General features: G+C 68.9%; 10 protein-coding genes. 8 read left to right on the top strand and 2 right to left on the bottom strand.

Annotation, left to right across the window (positions count from 1 at the left end; all coding sequences use genetic code 11):
- Positions 1-15: 15 nt before the first annotated feature.
- Together ELQ39_RS06635 and ELQ39_RS06630 are read right to left on the bottom strand one after the other, a co-directional pair.
- Positions 16-1,974 (bottom strand): alpha-glucuronidase, encoded by a 1,959-nt coding sequence (locus ELQ39_RS06635; RefSeq protein WP_242591342.1) that lies wholly within the window; start codon positions 1,972-1,974, stop codon positions 16-18.
- A gap of 119 nt (positions 1,975-2,093) precedes the next feature.
- On the bottom strand, positions 2,094-5,900 hold the full coding sequence (locus ELQ39_RS06630) for a GH92 family glycosyl hydrolase (RefSeq protein ID WP_242591341.1): 3,807 nt from the start codon (positions 5,898-5,900) through the stop codon (positions 2,094-2,096).
- Positions 5,901-6,575: 675 nt separating this feature from the next.
- On the opposite strand from ELQ39_RS06630, the gene ngcE reads away from it, so the two are divergent.
- From ngcE to dxs, 8 genes are all read left to right on the top strand, one after another.
- Positions 6,576-7,919 (top strand): N-acetylglucosamine/diacetylchitobiose ABC transporter substrate-binding protein, encoded by a 1,344-nt coding sequence (gene ngcE / locus ELQ39_RS06625; protein ID WP_337663036.1) that lies wholly within the window; start codon positions 6,576-6,578, stop codon positions 7,917-7,919.
- A 7-nt stretch (positions 7,920-7,926) separates the two neighbouring features.
- The gene (locus ELQ39_RS06620; RefSeq protein WP_190001218.1) at positions 7,927-8,988 is read left to right on the top strand and encodes a carbohydrate ABC transporter permease; all 1,062 of its coding nucleotides are present in this window, start codon (positions 7,927-7,929) and stop codon (positions 8,986-8,988) included.
- Positions 8,985-9,893 carry a carbohydrate ABC transporter permease gene (locus ELQ39_RS06615; protein ID WP_242591339.1) on the top strand — a complete coding sequence of 303 codons (909 nt, stop codon included), beginning with the start codon at positions 8,985-8,987 and terminating at the stop codon, positions 9,891-9,893. Before ELQ39_RS06620 ends, ELQ39_RS06615 begins: the two co-directional genes overlap by 4 nt.
- A 228-nt stretch (positions 9,894-10,121) precedes the next feature.
- The gene (locus ELQ39_RS06610) at positions 10,122-11,333 is read left to right on the top strand and encodes an ROK family transcriptional regulator (RefSeq protein WP_225640289.1); all 1,212 of its coding nucleotides are present in this window, start codon (positions 10,122-10,124) and stop codon (positions 11,331-11,333) included.
- A gap of 134 nt (positions 11,334-11,467) precedes the next feature.
- A complete protein-coding gene (locus tag ELQ39_RS06605; protein ID WP_190001680.1) occupies positions 11,468-12,568 on the top strand; it encodes an ABC transporter substrate-binding protein in 1,101 nt (366 codons plus the stop codon).
- A gap of 177 nt (positions 12,569-12,745) precedes the next feature.
- Positions 12,746-13,537 carry an ATP-binding cassette domain-containing protein gene (locus ELQ39_RS06600; protein ID WP_190001221.1) on the top strand — a complete coding sequence of 264 codons (792 nt, stop codon included), beginning with the start codon at positions 12,746-12,748 and terminating at the stop codon, positions 13,535-13,537.
- On the top strand, positions 13,534-14,829 hold the full coding sequence (locus ELQ39_RS06595) for a sugar ABC transporter permease (RefSeq protein WP_190001222.1): 1,296 nt from the start codon (positions 13,534-13,536) through the stop codon (positions 14,827-14,829). Before ELQ39_RS06600 ends, ELQ39_RS06595 begins: the two co-directional genes overlap by 4 nt.
- A 266-nt stretch (positions 14,830-15,095) precedes the next feature.
- Entirely contained in the window at positions 15,096-17,030 is a 1,935-nt protein-coding gene (gene dxs, locus ELQ39_RS06590; RefSeq protein ID WP_242591338.1) for a 1-deoxy-D-xylulose-5-phosphate synthase, read from the top strand.
- Positions 17,031-17,191: the final 161 nt, after the last annotated feature.

The raw sequence follows: 17,191 nt of genomic DNA, 5'->3' as shown, positions 1-17,191 counted from the left end.
GGCCGCGGGGGGCGCTCAGTGGATGGTGCGCCCGTGCGCGTCCGGCACCCCGGACTTGCGCAGGAAGTAGCTGTTGATCTGGTCCCGCCACTCACGGGCGCTGCGCAGCTGCTCCTCGAACCGCCGAGTCACACGCGTGTGCCGCTCCGGCTCCACCAGGTCCGCGAGTCCCGCCCACACCCGGCGGGCCTCCTCGGCCTCCTCCACGCCCTCGAAGTGGGTGTCGTAGATGTGCTGGATCACCGTCTTCCCGCTGTGCAGCACATGGCCGTACGGGACGTGGTGGAAGAACAGCAGCAGCTCGTCGGGGCAGGTGTCCGGGGACTCGTAGAGTCTCGCCCACGGCTCGGCGTACTGCCCGGCGTAGCCGGTGCCGGTCGCCACGGAACGGTCGACGCCGATGCCGTCCCGGTCGGCGAAGTGGTAGGTGCCCCAGGGGCTGTACTCGTAGCCGTCGACGCTCGGCCCGTAGTGGTGGCCCGGCTGCACCATGAAGCCCACGCCGAGCGGCGCCGTGTACTTCTCGTACGTCGCGCGGGAGCCGTCCAGGATCGCGTGCAGCCCCCCGGCCAGCCGGTCCGGGGCGTCCGGGTGGGTCAGCGCGATCCACTCGTCGAGGACGGCCCGCGGGTCCGCCGCCGGGTCCCACGCGAGGCGTCCGAAGGTGTACAGGTTGGCCTGGGCGAGCGGGTGCCCGGTCCAGAACCGGTCGTCGCCGGCGTTGGACACCGCGACCAGACCGTCCGCGAGCCGCCCGGCGGGCACCTCGCCGTCCGGACGGAACCGCAGCACCTCGCTCCACATCGGGCCCAGCCAGCACACGTGCTTCTGCTGTCCGGTGTACTCCTGGGTGACCTGGAGCTCCACCGCGAGCCGGGTGTCCGGCATCGCGCCGATCAGCGGCGAGACCGGCTCACGCACCTGGAAGTCCATCGGCCCGTGCTTCACCTGGAGCACCGCGTTGTCCGCGAACTCCCCGTCCAGCGGGGTGAAGTGGTCGTAGGCGGCCCGCGCCCGGTCGGTCGAGCGGTCGCGCCAGTCCTGGCGGTGGTCGTAGACGAAGGCCCGCCAGTGCACCGTGCCGCCGTGCGGCTTCAGGGCGGCGGCCAGCATGTTGGCCCCGTCGGCGTGCGAGCGGCCGTAGGCGAAGGGGCCCGGCTGCCCCTCGGAGTCGGCCTTCACCACATACCCGCCGAAGTCCGGGACCGCCTCGTACACCCGTGCGGTCGCCGCCGCCCACCAGTCGCGCACGGCCGGGTCCAGCGGGTCGGCGGTGTCCGGTCCACCCAGCAGCATCGGCGCGGCGAAGCTGACGGAGAGGTGCGTGCGGATGCCGTACGGGCGCAGCGCGCCGGCGATCGCGGCCACGTCCCCGATCCGGTCGGTCAGCAGCCGCGCCTCCGTGGCGTGCACGTTGACGTTGTTGACGGCGACGGCGTTGATCCCGCACGCGGCCAGCAGCCTGCCGTACGCCCGCACCCGGCCGAGGTCGCCGTGCGCCTCGCCGTCCGCCCAGAACAGGGAGCCGCCCGCGTAACCGCGCTCGACCTGCCCCATCACCGGGTGCACGGCCACGTTGTCCCAGTGGTCCAGCATGCGGGTGTCGAGGGCGGGCCGGTGCGTGCGCGGCGCCAGGTCCCCGGTGAAGGCGTCCTCGCCGAGCCGCACGACGTGGAACAGCCCGTACAGCAGCCCGCGCCCGCTCGGCGCGGTCAACGTCGTCGTCCCGCGCTCGCGTTGCAGGGTGTAACTCTCGTCGTCCGGGCTGCCGCCGGTCACTTCGAGGACGAACTCGGCCGCGTCCCGGTCCCGGACCGCCGCACCGCCGAACCGGGCGCGGGCATCGGCGAGTTCACCGCGCACCGTGTCCGCCAGCGGATCCGGGCCGCCCCGGACGAGTGAACGGCGGGCGCCGACCGCGCGGAACGCGGCGTCGGGCAGCCAGGCGGCGTCGAAGTCCCCCGGGTCCGTCATGGGTCCATTCTGGTGCACCGGGTGCTCCGGAGGTACCCGTGGTGATCCGGCCGGCCGAGGGGAAGCGGCAAGGAAAAGGCGGGTCCGGACCACGTCCGGACCCGCCAGGAGAGCGCGGGTCAGCTCAGCAGCTCCACCTCCGCCAGCGTCGCCTCACCGGTCAGCACCAGCCGGTAGTGCTCGTACGGTTCCGGCTTCGCCACCGAGAAGACGCGGGTCTGCCGGTCCCAGCGGAAGGACTCGTCCGTCCGCCGGTCCAGGTCCTGCCACGTCTTCCCGTCCGCGGAGCCCTGGAGCACCCAGCCGGTGGGCGCCTCGGCGGCCTTGGAGGAGGTCAGCGTGTACTGCACCGCCGTGGCGGCCTTCTCCACGGGCAGCTCCACCTCGGTCACCACGCCGCTGGTCTCCGACGTGTTGTCGAACAGCGGGCCCTCGCCCTTCACGGCGTCCTCGCGCGGGGCGGGCACCTCGTCGTCCTGGGTGATCGACACCGGGGCGGCGTCCTTGCCGGTGCCCCACGACGACGGGCGCGGGCCCATGTCGAACTCGAGCACGCCGCCCTTGGCGATCGCCGAGTGCGGCAGCGCCGTGGAGTTCCACCGCTTGCCGTTGACCTTCAACCCCTGCACGTAGACGTTCTTCGCGCTGTTCTTCGGCGCCTTGACGACCAGCTCGCGGCCGTTCTCCAGGTGCACGGTGACCTTCGTGAACAGCGGGGAGCCGATGGCGTACTCGCCGCTGCCCATCACCAGCGGGTAGAAGCCGAGCGAGGAGAACAGGTACCAGGCGGACTGCTCGCCGTTGTCCTCGTCGCCGTGGTAGCCCTGCCCGATCTCGCTGCCGGTGTAGAGGCGGGACAGCACCTCACGCACGTTCTTCTGCGTCTTCCAGGGCTGCCCGGCCGCGTCGTACATGTACAGGGCGTGGTGGGCCACCTGGTTGGAGTGGCCGTACATGCCCATGCGGACGTCGCGCGCCTCGATCATCTCGTGGATGACGCCGCCGTAGGAGCCCTTGAGCTCCGGGGAGGCCGTCTCGGGCGTGGAGAGGTACTCGTCCAGCTTGTCGGCGAGGCCCTTGCGCCCGCCGTACAGGTTGGCGAGGCCCCGGCTGTCCTGGGCGGCGGTGAACGCGTAACCCCAGCCGTTCGTCTCCGTGTAGTCGTAGCCCCACACGCGCGGGTCGTACTGCGAGGACTTCACCCGCCAGTCGCCCTTGAGGTCGCGGCCCTGGAAGAAGCCGGCCTCGGAGTCGAACAGGTTGACGTAGTCCTGCGCCCGGTCGAGGAAGTACGCCGACTCGTCCTTGTAGCGCTTCTCGCCGGTCTTCCTGTAGAGGGCCTCGCCCATCTTGGCGATGCCGTAGTCGTTGAGGTAGCCCTCCAGGGCCCAGGACAGGCCCTCGTGGGTCTCGGTGCTGGTGTAGCCGAGGAACGGCGAGGTCGCCATGCCCTTGCGGCCCACACCGGACGACGGGGGCACCACGGTGGCGTTCTTCACCGCCGCGTCGTACGCGGCCTTCACGTCGAAGCCGTCGACGCCCTTGACGTAGGCGTCCGCGAAGGCGACGTCCGAGGAGGTGCCGGTCATCAGGTCCGCGTACCCGGGGGAGGACCAGCGGGAGGTCCAGCCGCCGTCCTTGTAGTGCTGCACGAACCCGTCGACCAGCTCACCGGCCTTGGAGGGGGTGAGGAAGGAGTACGCGGGCCAGGTCGTCCGGTAGGTGTCCCAGAAGCCGTTGTTGACGTAGACCTTGCCGTCCACGATCTTCGCGCCCGTGTGGGTCGGCGTGTCCTGCTCCGGCATCCTCGAGAACGGCGAGGCGTACTTGTACGTCCCGTCGACCTTCTCGAAGCCCGAGTTCGGGTACAGGTACAGCCGGTACAGGCTGGAGTAGAGCGTGGTCAGCTGGTCCGGCGTGGCGCCCTCGACCTCGACCTTGCCGAGGATCTTGTCCCACTGCTTCCGGGCGTCGCGCTTGACCTTGTCGAAGGAGGTGCGCTCGCCGATCTCCTGGCGCAGGTTGTCCTTCGCCTGCTCCACGCTGATCAGCGAGGTGGCCAGGCGCAGGGTGACCGTGCGGTCCTTGCCCGCGTCGAAGCGCAGATATCCCTTGACGCCGCTCGCGTCGCCCTCGACGACCTTCTTGTCGAACTCGCCGTAGACGAACAGCCGGGTCGCGCCCGTGGACAGCCCGGACTTGACGTCCGAGTAGCCCGTGAAGGTGCCGTTCTCCTCGTCGAGGGTCAGGCCCGCCTGGTCGGTGACGTTGTCGAAGAGCACGCTCGCGTCGTCACCGGGGAAGGTGAAGCGCATCATCGCCGCGTGGTCCGTCGGCGCCATCTCGGCCTTCAGGCCGTTCTCGAACCGCACCCCGTAGTAGTACGGCCGGGCGGTCTCGTTCTCGTGCCGGAACGCCAGTTCGCGCTCCTCACGGCCCAGGTCCGGGGTGCCGGAGGCGGCGGACGGCATCACCTGGAAGGTCTGCCGGTCGCCCATCCAGGGGCTCGGCTCGTGGCTCGCGCTGAACGCCTGGATCGTCGGCAGGTTGTCCGCGTTGTTGCCGCGCGCGTAGTCGTACAGCCAGCTCAGCGAACCGGCGTTGGTGACCGGGGTCCAGAAGTTGAACCCGTGCGGCACGGCCGTCGCGGGGAAGTTGTTGCCGCGCGAGAAGCTGCCGCTGGAGTTGGTGCCCCGGGTCGTCACCGCGTAGTCGGAGAGATGGGCCTTCGGCCGCTCGGGCTTGACCGGCTTCAGCGACACGTCGTCGAGCCAGCCGCGGAACTTGGTCTCGCCCTTGGGGGAGTCGTACGCCACCAGGATCCGGTCGACGGTCTTGCCGGCGGCCACCGAGCCGATCCGGGAGACCACGTTGTTCCACTGGTTGACGTAGAGGATCTTCGACGCGCCCTGCCCCTGCGGGGTGAGCGGGAATCCGTGCTGGTCGGTGGCGCGCAGGTCGCTCAGATAGGTGCCGTCGGTGAAGGCGAGGTCGACGGAGACGTTGGTGGAGTCGTAGTCGAGGTCGCCGTCCGCCATCGACGGGAAGATGCGGTAGGACAGTTCGGTGTCCCGCTCGACCTTCGTGTTGACGTCGAACACCTTGTTGTACGAGTACGCCCGTCCCTCGCTGGTGTGCCGGCCGGCGTAGCGCAGGGCGCGCTTGCCGGTGAACCCGGCGCCCGCCTTGGCCGTCGGCGAGCCGGTGGGGCCGCGGTCGACCAGCGAGAGCATGTCCTGCGGTATCGGCGCCTCGTCGTCACCCGTGGAGAACTGGACGTCGGCGAGCTGGACGATGCCGCCGCTGCCGTTCTTGGTGATCTCCAGCCGGAAGTGCTGGTACTCGGCGACCGCGGAGGCGTCGATGTCGTAGATCCTGGTCTGGAAGCGTTCCGCGAACGTCTCGCCCGAGCGGGTGTCGAGGGTCTGCCAGTTCTCGCCGTCGGCGGAGCCCTTGAGGGTCCAGTCCCTCGGGTCGCGCTCGGCGGCGTCGTTGGCGGACGTGAGGGCGTAACGGAGCACCTTCACGGGGGCGTCCAGGTCGAACTCCACCCAGCCGGTGGACTCGAACGCCAGCCACTTGCTGCCGGGTTCGCCGTCGACGAGGTTCTCCTTCACCTCCCCGCCGCCGGTGTTCTCCGCGCTGGCGCGGACGTCCGTGACATGGTCGGTGACGTTGCCCGGGATGCCCGAGCTGTAGCCGCCGTCCACGCCCGAGGCGCGCTTCTCGCCGCCCCGCGTGGTGTCGACGGTGTTCTGCCAGTCCGGGGCGGGGTCCCCGGACTCGAACGACGAGGAGAACTCCCGGTCGGTCCTCGGCGGCGCCTGGGGGAGCGCCACGGCGACGCCCTGTGAGCCCGCGGCCAAGGCGAAGGCGGTCGTCGCGACGACCGCCGTTCCCCATCTGTGCCGAACCCTCTGTTGCATGCGCGAGCACCCTCCCTGCGCTGGACAACGTTGTCAATTTCAGTGCGCAAGGACCAGTAGTGGGTCAAGTGGCCTGGGATGTCAAGGGGTTGATTGTGGCATTCGCGAGCGATGGCGCGGACTTTTCCGTTGCGTAAGGTGCCCGAGGCTCTTATTTCCGCGAGGTCTCAACTCGGAAAAGACGTAAGGGGAACCTTGCATTCGATCTTGCTCCGTCGGCGTGAAGTGGACTATACCTGTCGGCACTCCGGGGCAATCTTCACCGCACCCGACCAGTACCAGCCGCACTTCCTGCACGACCCAGCTTGACCCGAACGCGGTGCCGGGAAGGATCCGGTTCACCGCCTGAGTCCTGGAGAAGGCGAGGACTTGAGCATGGGATCCACTTCCGGCACAGGCCATTGCGATCTGATCAGGTGGAGTGCGACCGCCGCTTTGGCCCCGGCGACTTCTGGGCCGGCATCGCTCAGCTGATCACCGGGGCCGCACCGCGGCTCCGAGACGACGGCGACAACGCCCCCCGGGCGGCCGGCGCAGGACCGGTCCGGCCACGGCGGGCGCACACGCAGCACACCCGTACAGAGCCCATCGATCAGTGAGGATGCAGAGATGACCATTCGTGCCGGCTCTCTTGACAGGCGGACGCTCCTGCGCGGGGCCATCGCCACCGCGGCGATGGGCTCGTTCGCGGTAGCGTGCAGCTCTCCCTCCAGCAAGGACGGCGACGGCGACAGCGGCCCGAAGGGCGAGAAGAGCGCCACGAATCCGTTCGGTGTCGCCGCGAACTCCACGGTCGAGGCGGCCATCTTCGACGGCGGCTACGGCACCGACTACGTCGACTACACCAACCAGGTGCTCGGCAGCCAGGTCAAGGGCCTCAAGGTCCAGGTCAAGCCGGTCGTCGACATCGCCCCCCAGCTTCAGCCGCGCTTCGTCGGCGGCAACCCGCCGGACCTCATCGACAACTCCGGTGAGGACCAGATCGGCTTCCTGGGCATCCTCGACCAGTTGGAGGAGCTCGACGACCTCTTCGAGGCCAACACCTACGAAGGCAAGAAGATCGCCGACATCGTCTACCCCGGCGTCAAGGCCCCCGGCACGTTCAAGGACAAGTTCGTCGCGCTCAACTACGTGATGACCGTGTACGGCGTCTGGTACTCGAAGACGCTCTTCGAGGAGAACGGCTGGACCCCGCCGAAGACCTGGGACGAGGCGCTCGACCTCGGCCAGCAGGCGAAGAAGAAGGGCAAGTACCTCTTCGTCCACGGCAAGGAGGCGGCGACCTACTACCGCACGCTCCTGATCGACTCGGCGATCAAGGAGGGCGGCGACGAGGTCCGGCTGGCCCTGGAGAACCTGGAGAAGGGCTGTTGGTCGCACCCGGCCGTCCAGGGCGTGATCAAGGTCATGGAGACCATGGTCAAGCAGAAGATGTTCGTCCCCGGCGGCTCCGGCACCCAGTTCCAGAAGGCGCAGGCTATCTGGAGCAACGACCAGAAGGCGCTGCTCTACCCGTCCGGCGGCTGGATCGAGAACGAGATGAAGAAGGCCACGAAGGCCGACTTCCAGATGACCGGCTTCCCGTCGATGACGCTCACCGACAAGCCGGCGCTGCCCTGGGAGTCGCTCCGCGCGGCCGCCGGAGAGCCGTTCATCGTGCCCCGGCAGGGCAAGAACCCGGCCGGCGCCAAGGAGGTGCTGCGGGCGATGCTGTCGGAGAAGGCGGCCGCCAACTTCTCCAGGACGAAGCTGGCCCCGACGATCGTCAAGGGCACCGTGCCCGCCGACGGTTACGGATCGACGGCCCTCGTCTCGCAGACCAAGATGCTGGAGGCCGCGGGCACCAACATCTTCAACTACATGTTCGTCGAGACCTACGGGATGAACACCGACCAGCTGGTGCCGTGGAACTCGTTCCTCGCCGGTGACCTCGACGGCAAGGGCCTGACCTCGGCCCTGCAGAAGATCTCCGACAAGGTCCGCGAGGACGACTCCGTCGACAAGGTCAAGGTCAGCTAGCACCGCGATGAAGGACACGATCCCCACTGCCAAGACCGCGAGCCGCCGGCCCGAGCCGGCCGCTCGCGGTGGGCGGCCACGGCGCCGCAAGCTCACGTTCGACCGGGTGACGTTCTTCCTCGCGTTCCTCGGTGTCCCGCTGGCCATCTTCGTGATCTTCGTCCTGATCCCGTTCGGCCAGGCGATCTTCTGGGCGATGACCGACTGGCGCGGCTTCAGCCCGGACTACAACTTCGTCGGCCTCGACAACTTCACGAAGATGTTCCAGGACGACGTCTTCCTGAAGGCGTTGCGCAACGTCGCACTCCTCGCGGTCTTCGTGCCGCTGGTGACGCTGACGCTCGCCCTCGGGGTCGCCGTGGCCATCACTCTGGGGGGACCCGGCAAGGGCCCCGTCCGGGGGATCCGCGGAGCGTCGTTCTACCGGATCGTCTCGTTCTTCCCCTACGTGGTGCCGGCGATCATCGTCGGTCTGATCTGGGCACAGATGTACGACCCGAACGCCGGGCTGCTCAACGGCGTCCTCACGGGCCTCGGCCTCGACCGGTTCGACACGTTCGCGTGGCTGGGCGAGAAGACGACGGCGATGCCGGCCGTGATGTTCGTCATCATCTGGGGGCTCGTCGGGTTCTACGCGGTGCTCTTCATCGCCGCGATCAAGGGCGTTCCCGCCGAGCTGTACGAGGCGGCGAGGATCGACGGGGCCGGGCGGCTGCGCACCACGGTCTCGATCACCCTGCCGGCGATCCGGGACAGCGTGCAGACGGCGTACATCTACCTGGGCATCGCCGCCCTCGACGCGTTCGTCTACGTCCAGGCGATGGTGCCGAACGGCGGCCCGGACAACTCGACCCTGACGATCAGCCAGCGTCTGTTCAACGTCGCTTTCGCCAAGCAGCAGTTCGGCTACGCCACCGCGATGGGCGTCGTCCTCGCCGTCGTCACCCTGGTGTTCGCGGCGCTGGTGTTCCTCGTCAACCGCCTCACGGGCGGCGGCGAGGGCGAGAGCAGGAGGAAGGCACCCGGGTCCGGAGCCCGGCGTGCCGCAGCCGAGGGAGGTGCCGGGTGAGCGTCATCGCCGCCGACCGGAAGCCGGTCGGTGACCGTGAACCGGCGAGGGACCGGAGGCTGACGCGCGTCGCCACGAGCAGCGACCGCAGATTCGCGGCGATCTCGCACGCCCTGCTGATCGTGTGGTCCGTGATCGTGATCGTGCCCATGCTGTGGGTGCTGATGTCGTCGTTCAAATCGACCGGCGAGATCCTTTCGTCGCCGTTCTCGCTGCCGGATCACTGGCGCATCGAGAACTACGCGAACGCGTGGACCGACGCGAACATCGGAAGGTATTTCCTGAATTCCGTGATCGTCGTGGTCTCGGCACTGATCCTGGTGATGCTGCTCGGCGCGATGTGCGCCTACATCCTCGCCCGGTTCGAATTCCCCGGCCGCCGGCTGATCTACTACGTCATGCTCGCCGGCCTGACTTTTCCGGTCTTCCTGGCGATCGTTCCGCTTTTCTTCCAGTTGCAGAACTTCGGGCTGCTGAATACGCGTCCAGGACTGATCCTCACCTATGTCGCGTTCGCGCTGCCGTTCACGATGTTCTTCCTCTACTCGTTCTTCCGGTCGCTGCCGCACGACGTGTACGAGGCCGCGCTGATCGACGGTGCCGGGGACTGGCGGGCGTTCTTCCAGGTGATGCTGCCGATGGCCCGTCCGGGCATGGCGGCAGTGGCGATCTTCAACTTCCTGGGTCTGTGGAACCAGTTCCTGCTGCCGGTGGCGCTCAACACCGACCAGGACATGTGGGTCCTCACCCAGGGCATGGCCGCCTACGCGTCCTCGCAGGTCTACGACATCGACTACGGCGCGCTGTTCGCGGCGATCGTGATCACGGTGGTGCCCGTACTGATCGTCTACTGCGTCTTCCAGCGGCGGATCGCCGGTTCGGTGTCCCAGGGAACCTTCCGCTGACGCCGCCGTCGCTCCACCCGTCGTACACAGGGGTCCGGCCCCGGAGAGACAGCTCTCCGGGGCCGGACCCCTGTGACGCACCGCACGTAGTCGGCCGGACACGGCCTGGAACCGATTTCTGTCAAGGTCTTGACGGCACTGGGCGATTCAGCGGAGCTTGGACTTCATAACTTGTACAAGGCCTCGTCGCCCCAGGGTGACGCGGGCCAGGGATGAGGGTGAGAGTCAATGGAGACTCCGGGGTCGCAGTCGTCGCTGCACCGAGCCAACCTGGAGCGGGTCGTCCGAGCAGTGCGTCTGGCGGGTTCCCTGACCCAGGCGGAGATCGCGAGGACGACCGGCCTGTCCGCGGCCACGGTCTCCAACATCGTCCGGGAACTGAAGGAGGGCGGGACGGTCGAGGTCACCCCCACCTCGTCGGGGGGACGCCGGGCGCGGAGCGTATCGCTGAGCGGGGACGCCGGCATCGTCATCGGGGTCGACTTCGGCCACACCCACCTGCGGGTCGCGGTGGGCAACCTGGCCCACCAGGTGCTGGCGGAGGAGTCCGAGCCGCTCGACGTCGACGCCTCCTCCTCGCAGGGCTTCGACCGGGCGGAACAGCTGGTCAACCGGCTGATCGAGGCCACCGGCGTGGACCGGTCCAAGGTCGCGGGCGTCGGTCTCGGCGTGCCGGGGCCGATCGACGTGGAGTCCGGCACCCTCGGGTCCACCGCGATCCTGCCCGGCTGGACCGGGACCCGCCCCGCCGAGGAGCTGCGGGGGCGGCTCGGCGTGCCGGTGCACGTGGACAACGACGCCAACCTGGGCGCTCTCGGCGAGATGGTCTGGGGAAGCGGCAGGGGCGTGCGCGACCTCGCGTACATCAAGGTCGCCAGCGGTGTCGGCGCCGGTCTGGTGATCAGCGGGAAGATCTACCGGGGCCCGGGCGGCACGGCGGGCGAGATCGGACACATCACCCTGGACGAGTCCGGCCCGGTCTGCCGCTGCGGCAACCGCGGCTGCCTGGAGACCTTCACGGCGGCGCGCTACGTGCTGCCGCTGCTCCAGCCCAGCCACGGCACGGACTTGACCATGGAAAGCGTCGTGAGGATGGCCAGGGACGGCGACCCGGGGTGCCGTCGGGTGGTCGCCGACGTGGGCCGCCACATCGGCAGCGGTGTAGCCAATCTGTGCAACCTCCTGAACCCGAGCCGGGTCGTGCTCGGCGGTGATCTCGCGGAGGCCGGGGAGCTGGTCCTTGGCCCCATAAGGGAGTCCGTGGGACGCTACGCCATCCCCAGCGCCGCGCGCCAACTGTCCATACTTCCAGGGGCACTTGGGGGCCGCGCGGAGGTGCTCGGGGCCCTCGCGCTGGCGCTGAGCGAGATGGGCGATTCGACCCTTCTGGACGGAACGGCGACGGGGTCCCTCGCCGCGTCCTCCCCTGCCTTCACTTAGAGAACGGATGGCACCGTTGCCATCTCGTTAAGGATTTACTTCTTGACGTCGCACGTGCGGCCGAGTTGACTTCCAGCCACCTCGGCCGCAACGACGCGGCCTCGTCAGGGAGGTTTGTAGAAGTGAACACGCGTATGCGTCGTGCCGCCTTCGCCATCGCCGCGGGTGCGATGGCCGTCTCGCTCGCCGCCTGTGGCAGCGCCGCCGAGTCCGGCGACAAGAGCGACTCGGGCGACTCCGCCGCCAAGGGCGACAACATCAAGGTCGGTCTGCTCCTGCCGGAGAACCAGACCGCGCGGTACGAGAAGCTCGACAAGCCCTTGATCGAGAAGAAGGTCAAGGAGCTCACGAACAACAAGGGCGAGGTCGTCTACGCCAACGCCAAGCAGGACGCCAGCCTGCAGAACCAGCAGGTCGACACGATGGTGACCAACAAGGTCGACGTGCTCATCGTGGACGCGGTGGACTCCAAGGCCATCGCCGGCTCCGTGAAGAAGGCCAAGGACGCGGGCATCCCCGTCGTGGCCTACGACCGCCTCGCCGAGGGCCCGATCGACGCCTACACGTCGTTCGACAACGTGACCGTCGGCAAGACGCAGGGCGAGGCCCTGCTCCAGGCGCTGGGCGCGAAGGCCAAGAGCGGCCAGATCGTCATGATGAACGGCTCCTCCACGGACCCGAACGCCGCCATGTTCAAGGAGGGCGCGCACTCCGTCCTCGACGGCAAGGTCAAGATCGGGCGCGAGTACGACACCAAGGAGTGGAAGCCCGAGAACGCCAACGCCAACATGGAGGGCGCCATCTCCGCCCTCGGCAAGGACAAGATCGTCGGCGTCTACTCCGCCAACGACGGCATGGCGGGCGGCATCATCACCGCCCTCAAGGCCGCGGGCCTGAAGAACATCCCGGTCACCGGCCAGGACGCCGAGCTCGCGGGCGTGCAGCGCATCGTGACCGGTGAGCAGTACATGAGCGTCTACAAGCCGTACCCGCAGGAGGCGAACGTCGCCGCGGAGATGGCCGTCGCGCTGGCCCAGGGCAAGTCGCTGGACTCCATCGCCAAGGACAAGGTCGACAGCCCCACCAACAAGGGCATCCCGTCGGTGATCGTCCCGGTCGTCTCGCTGACCAAGGACAACATCAACGACACCGTGATCAAGGACGGCATCTACACCGTCCAGGAGATCTGCACGGGCAAGTACAAGGCCGCCTGCGACAAGATCGGCCTCAAGTAAGCAGTCCCGCATCCCGTGACTGAGGGGAGTCCGCAGACCCGGACTCCCCGACGGGACGACTGCCCAGCGCTTCCGCCGGCGCCCCGCACACACCAGCCCCGCAAGCTACGCGGGGCGCCGGACGGAACACCCCCCAATCCCTTGCACAACCTCCCGCCGGGTCAGGCGGCGAAGGAGATGGTTCACGTGTCCGCTACGCCCGTGCTGGCGTTGCGCGGGGTCTCCAAGCGGTTCGGTGCCGTCCAGGCGCTCACCGACGTCGAGCTTGAGGTCCACGCCGGTGAAGTGGTCGCCCTGGTGGGCGACAACGGCGCCGGAAAGTCCACGCTGGTCAAGACGATCGCCGGCGTGCATCCCATCGATGAGGGCGTCATCGAGTGGGACGGCAAGGCCGTGCAGATCAGCAAGCCGCACGACGCCCAGAACCTGGGCATCGCGACGGTCTACCAGGACCTCGCGCTGTGCGACAACATCGATGTCGTCGGCAACCTCTACCTGGGCCGGGAGCTGCGCAGGCGCGGCGTCCTGGACGAGGTGGAGATGGAGCGCCGCTCCCGCGAGCTCCTCGACACCCTGTCGATCCGCATCCCCAGCGTCCGCATCCCGATCGCCTCGCTGTCCGGTGGTCAGCGTCAGGTGGTCGCCATCGCCCGGTCCATGCTCGGCGAGCCCAAGCTGGTCATCCTGGACGAGCCCACCGCCGCCCTCGGCGTCGAGCAGACCGCGCAGGTCCTCGACCTCGTCGAGCGGCTGCGCGAGCGCGGCCACGCGGTCATCCTCATCAGCCACAACATGGCGGACGTGAAGGCCGTGGCGGACAAGGTCGCCGTCCTGCGCCTCGGGCGCAACAACGGCGTCTTCGAGGTCAAGTCGACCTCGCAGGAAGAAATCATCTCCGCCATCACGGGCGCCACGGACAACGCCGTGACCCGTCGTGCGGCGCGCACCAATGGGGAGATCAAGAAGTGAGCACCGAGAAGACCTCCACCCCCACCGCCGAGGAACACTCCGTGGCGAACCCCGACGCGGCCGCCAAGGCGGTCACCGCGGTCGACCCCCGGCTGCTGGTGCGCGAACAGGGCCTGATGGGCTACTGGAACGAGTTCAAGCGGAAGATGAAGGCGGGTGACCTCGGCTCCATCCCCGTGGTGGTCGGCCTCCTCGTCATCTGGGCCATCTTCACCAGCCTGAACGGCAACTTCCTCACCGCCGGCAACTTCTCCGACATGTCCGTCGCCATGGTCGGCACCGGCATGATCGCCGTCGGCATCGTCTTCGTCCTGCTGCTCGGCGAGATCGACCTGTCGGTCGGTTCCGTCAGCGGTGTCGCGGGCGCCACGTTCGCCGTGCTGAACATCACGCACGGCATGAACGAGATACTCGCCCTCGTGCTGGCGATCCTCACCGGCACGGTGGCCGGCGCGATCCACGGCTTCATCTTCGCCCGGATCGGCGTGCCCGCCTTCGCCGTCACCCTGGCCGGCCTGCTGTTCTGGCAGGGCTTCATGCTCCAGATCCTCGGTGACAACGGCACCATCAACCTGGACTCCGAGGGCCTGGTCGTCAAGCTGACCAGCTACTACTTCAGCGATGTGGCCGCCGCGTACGGTCTGGCGCTGTTCGCGACCGTGGCGTACTTCCTCGCCGCGTTCTTCGACAACCGCCGCCGCGAGGCCGCCGGGGTGCCCTCCCGCCCGCTGAACGAGATCATCGTCCGTACGGCGCTGCTCGCGATCCTGGCCTTCGCCGTCGCGATCGTGTTCAACCAGTACAAGGGCCTGCCGCTGGCCGTGGTGATCTTCCTGGCCTTCCTGGTCCTCACGGACTTCGTGCTGCGCCGCACCTCCTACGGCCGCAAGGTGTTCGCGCTCGGCGGCAGCGTCGAGGCGTCCCGCCGTGCGGGTATCAACGTCGAGCTGATCCGGATCTCGGTCTTCGCGATCGCCGGTACGTTCGCCGCGATGGGCGGCCTGTTCGTGGCGTCGAAGATCGCCTCCGCGAACCAGGGCGCCGGTACCGGTGAGTTCCTGATGAACGTCATCGCGGCCGCGGTGATCGGTGGTACGTCGCTGTTCGGCGGCCGTGGGCGTACGTGGGACGCGCTGCTCGGTGTGATGGTCATCGTGTCCATCCAGTACGGACTGGCGCTGGAGGGCATCGCCTCGCCGGTGCAGTACATGATCACCGGTGGTGTTCTGCTGGCGACGGTCGTGATCGACGCCGTCACCCGGAAGACGCAGAAGACCGCGGGGCGGGCCTAGGCCTAGTCGCTCGGCCGCGGGCCGGTTCCGGCCGGTCGCGCCCAGGCGGCGGAGCCGCACGCCGATACGGTCCCCCGCTCCTTGGGGTGTCTGTGCCCGGTGCCTTCACAGGTGCCGGGCACAGCCGTGTCGTAGGGGCACCGTACGGGGGTACTGCCCGAACGGGTGATGTACGACGCACCGCCCTGGGAACGATCGGTTGAGCGGAAGATTAGACTCGACCCGCCCGGCAACAGCTCGATCAGCTCTACTGCAAGGAGGCACGGGTGCCGCTGCTGACCCGCATCAGGGGACCGCGCGATCTGGACCGGCTCACCCTCGAGGAGCTCGACCAGCTGGCCGGGGAGATCCGGACCTTCCTCGTCGACGCGGTCTCCAAGACCGGCGGCCACCTCGGCCCCAACCTCGGCGTGGTGGAGCTCACCATCGCCCTGCACCGGGTGTTCGAGTCCCCGAAGGACAAGGTCCTCTGGGACACCGGCCACCAGTCCTACGTGCACAAGCTGCTGACCGGCCGGCAGGACTTCTCCAAGCTGAAGATGAAGGGCGGCCTGTCCGGCTACCCCTCGCAGGCGGAGTCCGAGCACGACGTCATCGAGAACAGCCACGCCTCCACGGTGCTCGGCTGGGCCGACGGCATCGCCAAGGCCAACCAGCTGATGAAGCGGGACGACAGCCACGTCGTCGCGGTCATCGGCGACGGCGCCCTCACCGGCGGCATGGCCTGGGAGGCGCTCAACAACATCGCCGACGCCAAGGACCGCCCGCTGGTCATCGTCGTCAACGACAACGAGCGCTCCTACTCGCCCACCATCGGCGGCCTGGCGAACCACCTGGCGACCCTGCGCACCACCGACGGCTACGAGCGCTTCCTGACCCGCACCAAGGACCTCCTGGAGCGCACCCCGGTCGTCGGCCAGGCCCTCTACGACACCCTGCACGGCGCGAAGAAGGGCCTGAAGGACTTCATCGCCCCGCAGGGCATGTTCGAGGACCTCGGCCTGAAGTACGTCGGCCCCATCGACGGCCACGACATCGAGGCCCTGGAGTCCGCGCTGTCCCGCGCCAAGCGGTTCAACGGCCCGGTGATCGTCCACTGCATCACCGAGAAGGGCCGCGGCTACCAGCCCGCCCTCCAGGACGAGGCGGACCGCTTCCACGCCGTCGGCAAGATCCACCCCGACACGGGCCTGCCGATCGCCACCTCCGGCGCCGACTGGACGTCCGTCTTCGGCGAGGAGATGGTCAAGCTCGGCGAGGAGCGCGAGGACGTCGTCGCGATCACCGCCGCCATGCTCCAGCCGGTCGGCCTGGACAAGTTCGCCAAGCGCTTCCCCGACCGCGTCTACGACGTCGGCATCGCCGAGCAGCACGGCGCCGTCTCCGCCGCCGGCCTCGCCCACGCGGGCGTGCACCCCGTCTTCGCCGTGTACGCCACCTTCCTGAACCGCGCCTTCGACCAGGTGCTCATGGACGTGGCCCTGCACAAGTGCGGCGTGACCTTCGTGCTGGACCGGGCCGGCATCACCGGCACCGACGGCGCCTCCCACAACGGCATGTGGGACATGTCGATCCTCCAGGTCGTGCCCGGCCTGCGGCTCGCCGCCCCGCGCGACGCCGACCAGGTCCGCGCCCAGCTCCGCGAGGCGGTCTCCGTCGAGGACGCCCCCACCGTGGTGCGCTTCTCCAAGGGCGCCGTCGGCCCCGCCGTGCCCGCCGTGGGCCGCGTCGGCGGCATGGACGTACTGCGCGAGCCCGGCACCGACACCCCCGACGTGCTGCTGGTCTCCGTGGGCGCCCTCGCTCCGATGTGCCTGGAGATCGCCTCCCTGCTGGACCGGCAGGGGATCTCCACCACCGTCGTCGACCCGCGCTGGGTGAAGCCCGTCGACGAGGCGATGGCGCCGCTCGCCGCGAAGCACCGCGTTGTCGTCACCGTCGAGGACAACTCGCGCGTCGGCGGCGTCGGCTCCGCGATCGCCCAGGCGCTGCGCGACGCCGGGGTGGACATGCCGCTGCGCGACTTCGGCATCCCGCCGCGCTTCCTCGACCACGCCTCGCGCGCCGAGGTCATGGCGGAGATCGGACTGACCGCCCCGGACGTCGCCCGTCAGGTCACCGGCCTGGTGGCCAAGCTGGACGGAAAGTACGAGCGCTCCTCCGCCGACGCCGTCGAGTCGGTGGAGCCCGCCCGGGACTGACCCGCCGTCCGCGCGCGACCCGCCGTCACCGGTCCGGCCGCGCGTGCGTGGTCCGAACGGGCCGCGCGTGCCACCGTGAAGTGTGGCGCGCGCGGCCCGTTCGCGTGGAGGGGTCCGCGCCGGGGCATACGAACCACGCCCCCTCTCGATCATGTCGAGGA

This window comes from Streptomyces sp. GB4-14 (assembly GCF_022696125.1).
GTDB lineage: Bacteria > Actinomycetota > Actinomycetes > Streptomycetales > Streptomycetaceae > Streptomyces > Streptomyces werraensis.
Note: the sequence above shows the minus strand (reverse complement) of the source record. Positions and strands in the feature narration are given on the sequence as shown.

Coding starts and splice junctions, on each gene's coding strand:
- ELQ39_RS06635 (WP_242591342.1), bottom strand. CDS start 1,974: ATGACGGACCCGGGGGACTTCGACGCCGCCTGGCTGCCCGACGCCGCG.
- ELQ39_RS06630 (WP_242591341.1), bottom strand. CDS start 5,900: ATGCAACAGAGGGTTCGGCACAGATGGGGAACGGCGGTCGTCGCGACG.
- ngcE (WP_337663036.1), top strand. CDS start 6,576: ATGGGCTCGTTCGCGGTAGCGTGCAGCTCTCCCTCCAGCAAGGACGGC.
- ELQ39_RS06620 (WP_190001218.1), top strand. CDS start 7,927: ATGAAGGACACGATCCCCACTGCCAAGACCGCGAGCCGCCGGCCCGAG.
- ELQ39_RS06610 (WP_225640289.1), top strand. CDS start 10,122: ATGGAGACTCCGGGGTCGCAGTCGTCGCTGCACCGAGCCAACCTGGAG.
- ELQ39_RS06605 (WP_190001680.1), top strand. CDS start 11,468: ATGCGTCGTGCCGCCTTCGCCATCGCCGCGGGTGCGATGGCCGTCTCG.
- ELQ39_RS06600 (WP_190001221.1), top strand. CDS start 12,746: ATGGTTCACGTGTCCGCTACGCCCGTGCTGGCGTTGCGCGGGGTCTCC.